Origin of the sequence: Bacillus sp. MRMR6, from assembly GCF_001940785.1 — a bacterium.
In the GTDB taxonomy this organism is placed as follows: Bacteria; Bacillota; Bacilli; order Bacillales; family Cytobacillaceae; genus Neobacillus.
In genome coordinates this window covers 1-2,376 of the sequence record NZ_MSLS01000068.1, presented here as the reverse complement: position 1 = coordinate 2,376, position 2,376 = coordinate 1, and the positions used below count along the sequence as shown (strand labels likewise).

The window sequence follows — 2,376 nt, the reverse complement described above, 5'->3', positions numbered from 1 at the left end:
CTTCTGTCTAACCGCTGCAGATCCTCAGGGACGAGATTGAATTTGCTGTCATTCATCACTGCAGATATCCCGACAGTTGATTTGTATTTCTCATAATCCGTATAGATACTTTTAAAATAATCCTCCGCTCTGCCTGGTACATAGTTCTCAGGCTCCGGATAAGAAGTAATAACTCCTTCAAAATTTCTCAATACCACTTTTTCAGGACTCTGAGAAATCAAGTAATTCGGCTGCAACGCAATCTTCCCTCCCCCGCCAGGAGCATCGCAAACGAAGGTCGGGACTGCGTTTTTTAAAGTAAGTATGTTGATTATATTTAGTAAATGACTCGTTTAGGTTCACATTTGAGTAAGTTAATAATATAAAAAAAGCCAAACTGATTTTATATAAATCCGTTTGACTTCTTTTAATATTATTTTTCACCTGGAAAAAGTATTGCGACAATTATTATTTCATTGTTGAATTGTTGAAAGTATATGCGGAATTTTTTTAGAACAATCCGTGAAATCCCTTTATACTTCCCGAATTCTTCGGTATAAGTTCCTCCTATAATAGGATTCTTTAACTGATCCTCTATTTCCAACACAAGTCGGGAAATAAAATCGAAGGTTTCTTCAGGAGTAAATCTAGTATTCCTAAAAAGAACAAGTTTATCTCTTACAACAGGTAGCCATAAAACATGACGTGAATCCATTAAATAAAGTCCTTAGCTGAAAAAGATTTTAAAAAGTCAGATGTCGGCATTTCTAACCCCTTCTTGTATTGTTCTTGAGCCTCTAAAATCATGCGTTGAAGTTCTGGATTAGCTTCTACATCAGCTTTAATTGTCTGGTCATCCTCTTCCTGAAGGACTAAAGTAAATTTCCCCTTCCCAGGAATAGAAAATTGAACAACAGAATTATCGCGATTCATATTAGAAATGTAGTTCATAAGTTCTTCAGGAGAATGAACTTTTCCCATTCAATCCACCACCGTTCATCATACTTTTAATTACATCATAACATACACCATATTGGGTGAAAATGTCTGATACTAATAATATAAAGCTTATTTAAAATTACCTTTTTAAAAAAGTGTATAGAAAACTATAACTGTAATCAAAAAGTCATAAATATACACCTTATATTTTTTAACACTATCCATTTTCAGTAGTATTCTTTTTCAAGGAAAAAAATTATTTGGTGTTAACTTCAAGATCCGGAATAGAATTTTATTACCGCACTAATAAAGTCATAATCTGTATTAAATTCATTAAATCTTCACTTTTCATTCATGTTTTTTCCAGTTATATTTAACCTCGAGGTGATTAATTATATGGAACTTCATGAAATTGAAATTGAAAGGTTATTCTTTGAAGAAAAATTATCAATTAATGAAATAGCAGTAGTATTAAATTTATGTGAAACAACTATTAAAACAATAATTAATATACATCAACTTCATGGAGCAAATAAAAAAGAGACATTTAGCCGAAATTCCGACTACAGACAAAAAATTCGTGAGAAGTTACAAGGTGAAAATTGCTATAAAGCAATATTAACAGATAATGCAGTCAAAAAAATTAGAGGCGAATACGAAGTCTTATTGGAATTTGGACTTACCAAATCCCAGGCACAATATAAACTTGCAAAAAAATACGGAGTAAAACGACCCACCATCACAGATATAGTAATATATAAAACCTGGAAACATATATAGTAAACCAATTATCTTTATTAATCCAACCATCGATCACAAGTGAATGCTTTGAACAAATAAAAAATAGCATCAAATGCTTAATTTATAGATAGATAGACACTTTAATTTTAATAAAATATTTATTGAACAAACTTACTTCAAAATTCATATAGAAAAATGGCACCCAATTCTGAGTGCCATTTACGCTTTGAGAATTATCTAAGAAGAAAAATCAAAATAATTCCTCTTCAACAATCGAGGTAATTCCAGTAGGTCCTTAAAGCTTATTGAACTACCAATCTTTTTCGTATCCACTAAAAATAATTGATCCTCAATTTCCTTAATCACCGTATCTTTCTGGTACACCATACCACAGTCCGTGCAGTTGACGGCTGGTGTCGCCGTAATTTCAACCGCCCTTGTTCCATCTGGAAGCTCCCAATAAACGGTGTTTTCACCGATACTTGCCTTTCCTTCACACCAATCGCATTTCATATCCAAACTGATCACCTACTCATTACCCGTTGAGTCTGTTTCTTTGTCAGACTGTACGGTTGATTTTTGCTGCTGTGCATTGAATTTCTTCTCTTTCAGTTCATCACGCTTTTGACGTTTATCCTTTAACGAGGAGTGATTCTGGTCTTCCTGATATTTATGTCTTCTGTCTAACCGCTGCAGATCCTCAGGGGATCCTCAGGG

At 33.4% G+C, this 2,376-nt stretch carries 3 protein-coding genes and 1 pseudogene; 1 reads left to right on the top strand and 3 read right to left on the bottom strand.

Features of this window, described 5'->3' with window-relative positions:
• A pseudogene (locus BTR25_RS26460) lies at nt 1-287 on the bottom strand (lysine 2,3-aminomutase); the annotation flags it as partial.
• Nucleotides 288-693: 406 nt separating this feature from the next.
• The gene (locus tag BTR25_RS26450; RefSeq protein ID WP_075690920.1) at nt 694-960 is read right to left on the bottom strand and encodes a hypothetical protein; all 267 of its coding nucleotides are present in this window, start codon (nt 958-960) and stop codon (nt 694-696) included.
• A gap of 354 nt (nt 961-1,314) precedes the next feature.
• Here BTR25_RS26450 and BTR25_RS26445 point away from each other — a divergent pair, with 354 nt between their 5' ends.
• Nucleotides 1,315-1,698, top strand: a complete 384-nt coding sequence (locus tag BTR25_RS26445) for a hypothetical protein (RefSeq protein ID WP_075690919.1) — start codon at nt 1,315-1,317, stop codon at nt 1,696-1,698.
• A gap of 198 nt (nt 1,699-1,896) precedes the next feature.
• Here BTR25_RS26445 and BTR25_RS26440 read toward each other — a convergent pair whose 3' ends face one another.
• On the bottom strand, nt 1,897-2,172 hold the full coding sequence (locus tag BTR25_RS26440; protein WP_075690922.1) for a YokU family protein: 276 nt from the start codon (nt 2,170-2,172) through the stop codon (nt 1,897-1,899).
• Between the last annotated feature and the right edge of the window lie 204 nt (nt 2,173-2,376).